The organism is Streptomyces sp. UNOC14_S4, from assembly GCF_020740835.1.
GTDB lineage: Bacteria > Actinomycetota > Actinomycetes > Streptomycetales > Streptomycetaceae > Streptomyces.
On sequence record NZ_JAINFC010000746.1, the window covers coordinates 1 to 2,695 of the forward strand.

Here is a 2,695-nt window from a genome sequence, read left to right on the forward strand (position 1 = left end):
TGGGTGGGGGTGAGGGTGAGTTTTTTCTGGGGGCGCCGCCCCGTACCCCCGTTCCGGGTGGGGGCCGGTGCGCCCCGCCAGGGGCGCGGGGCTGTGACACTCTGCGGCTCCGCCGCGCGGGCGCGACCAGCCCGGGGCCAGGGGGCGAAGCCCCCTCAAGGGGCGCGGGGAACTGCGCGACCAGCCGTACACGACCCGCAGCCGCTAACCGGGCTCAGGAGGCACCCCGGTGGGCGCACCCGAGCCACAGGCAACTCGCGCCGCGCGTCGAGCGCAAGAGGCACCCCGGTGGGCGCGGCCGGAGCGACGGGCCCGCAGCCGGACGACAGCGGGGGCCGGGGGCGGAGCCCCCGGCTACGCGGAGTGGGGTGACCCATAGCGGTCGAGGAAAGGCGTCGCCGCCCGGTACGGCCGCAACGTGCGCGCCGTTGCCGAGAGCATCGCGCGCACGCGCGTGGACCGCACCTCCGCCAGCAGGTCGAGGGAGCGGTTCGCCGCCACGGCCGCCTCGTCGGGCCGGGCGTCGTGCGCCAGGTCACTCGCCAGCTGGGCGGTGAAGAGCGCGATGTTCCGCGCGAAGTGCGGGTCCTGGAGCTCGACCGCGCGCCGTGCGTGGTCCGCCGCGCGCCGCCACACCCCCAGCGCCGACCAGCACTGTGCCTCCAGCCCCTCCAGCTCGGCCACGCCGAAGAAGGACATCCACTCCGGGTCCGCCCCGGTCCCCCCGCGCTCGAAGAGGGTGCGCGCCCGCGCCAGCGCCGCCTCGCACGCCCGCCGGTCGCCGAGCCCCGCCCAGCCGCCCGCCTCCCGCAGCGTCAGCAGGGACATCAGCCGCGACGACGCGAGCTGCCGCCCGGCCTGCTGCGCGGCCTGTGCCGCCCGTACGGCCTCGCGCGGGCGTCCCGCGTCCCGCGCGAGGAAGGCGGTGTTGCAGAAGGCGTGCGCCTCCAGCGCCGGGTCCCCGGCGACCCGCGCCGTGGCGAGTGCCTCCGCGTAATGCGAGCGGGCGTCCGCGAAGCGGCCGGAGTCGTGCGCGAGCCAGCCGACGGAGATCGCCAGCTCCCCGGCCCCCGCGTGCAGCCGGTCGGCGACCGATTGCCGCCGGGTGTTCGCGTCCAGCAGCTCGTACGCGATCCGCAGCGGCCGTGCGGCGCGCCGGTAGATGCCGTCCGCGCCGTACCGGTCGTCCAGCAGCCGGATGCGGCGGACGGCCTGTTCGACGGCGGCGGCCTCCGCCTCCCCGGCCCGCCGCCCGCCGCCGCGGGTGTCCGGGACGCCGCCCAGCGAGGCACCGAGGGAAACGGCCGCCACCGTGGCGGTGCCGTTGGTCATGAACGCGCGACGCAACACGTCGCTCTCCTTGTGACGGTCGGAACGGTCGAAGGGGCCGGAGGCGTCCTGGGCGCCGTCCGCGCGCCCTCTCCTGCCGCGTACCACGTCCCGCGGCGCGAAACCCAGATCGGCGAGTTCCCTGCCGGGAAACATATGGCGGAAGACGCGCTCGTAGGCGTAGTTGGGACAGCGGATCTCCCCGGACTCCACGCGCCCGACGTAGCGCGCGTCGCACGACACCTGCTCGCCGATCTCCCGCGCCGCACGCCGTACGGCCGCCGCGAACTCGCCCGGCGACAGCGTGCCCCGCAGCTGCCGGAAGACCGTGTTCGGCCGTGGCTGCGGCTGCGGGGTCGGTGACGACGAGGACGCCCGGGACGACGCCATGGCCGGCCCCTCTCGTGTACGGCTGCCGGTATCGCCCGGATCGGCGTATCGGCGGAGACGACCGTACCGGGAGCCGGACCCCCGTTACCGGACGTCGACCTATAAAACGGATATCTCACTTACCATCCGCCATGAACTGCCATCCTTTGTGACGGCATGGCGCCGTTGCCGTTGACGCCCTTCGCGCGTTGTACCTGTTGAACGCGTCAGGCGCGGAGTGACGCGCAGTGGTAGGTACGGCGGAGGAGGGGTTTCCCTTGGCGGAGGCCGGAGTGGACATCAGCAGTTCGCGGACGACGGCCCTGCACCAGCCACGTGAGGACCACAGCCCGTCGCCGTCCCCGTGCTCGGCCCAGGAGGCCGTCGAGGCCGGTCCGTGCGACCTGGTCACCGTTCCCGCCCGGCAGGGCCTGGAGGCCGTCGACATCCTGCGGCTGCGCGACGGCGTCGGGCCCGTCCTGCACGACGGGGAGTGCGACACGCTCGGCTTCCTGGTGCCGCCCGGCACGGCGGACGCGTGGGACGTCCCCGGCAGCGCCTGCACCCAGACTCATGGGCAGGGCTTCCCGGCGGACCCGCCGCCGATCGCGGGGCCGGGGTGGCTGGTGGCGCCGGAGGCGGCGTTCTCCGAGGCGACGGATCCTGCGGTGTTGCGGGCCGCGCTCGGTGAGGCCGCGCGCACGATCGCTGCCGTCGATCGCTGCCGCTAGCTTTCCCCGGAGCCGGCGCTCCGGACCTTGCCCGGGGCTGCCGGTTGCTTATGGCTCGGTGCGCCCACCGGGGTGCCTCTTGCGCTCGGCGCGCGGCTGCGGGTCGTGTTCGGCTGGTCGCGCAGTTCCCCGCGCCCCTTGAGGGGGCTTCGCCCCCTGGCCCCAGGCTGGTCGCGCCCGCGCGGCGGAGCCGCAGAGTGTCGCAGCCCCGCGCTCGGAACGGGGGCCTGGGGGCGCAAGCCCCCAGAATTACTTCTCCCACCCAC

General features: G+C 75.2%; 2 protein-coding genes. One reads left to right on the forward strand and one right to left on the reverse strand.

The window, feature by feature from the left end; genetic code table 11:
• Window positions 1–354: 354 nt before the first annotated feature.
• Complete coding sequence (locus K6I34_RS35230; RefSeq protein ID WP_229332103.1) at window positions 355–1,719, reverse strand: hypothetical protein; 1,365 nt, start codon at window positions 1,717–1,719, stop codon at window positions 355–357.
• A 257-nt stretch (window positions 1,720–1,976) separates the two neighbouring features.
• Here K6I34_RS35230 and K6I34_RS35235 point away from each other — a divergent pair, with 257 nt between their 5' ends.
• Window positions 1,977–2,429, forward strand: a complete 453-nt coding sequence (locus K6I34_RS35235; protein WP_229332104.1) for a hypothetical protein — start codon at window positions 1,977–1,979, stop codon at window positions 2,427–2,429.
• The last annotated feature ends 266 nt before the right edge of the window (window positions 2,430–2,695 follow it).

Coding starts and splice junctions, on each gene's coding strand:
- K6I34_RS35230 (WP_229332103.1), bottom strand. CDS start 1,719: ATGGCGTCGTCCCGGGCGTCCTCGTCGTCACCGACCCCGCAGCCGCAG.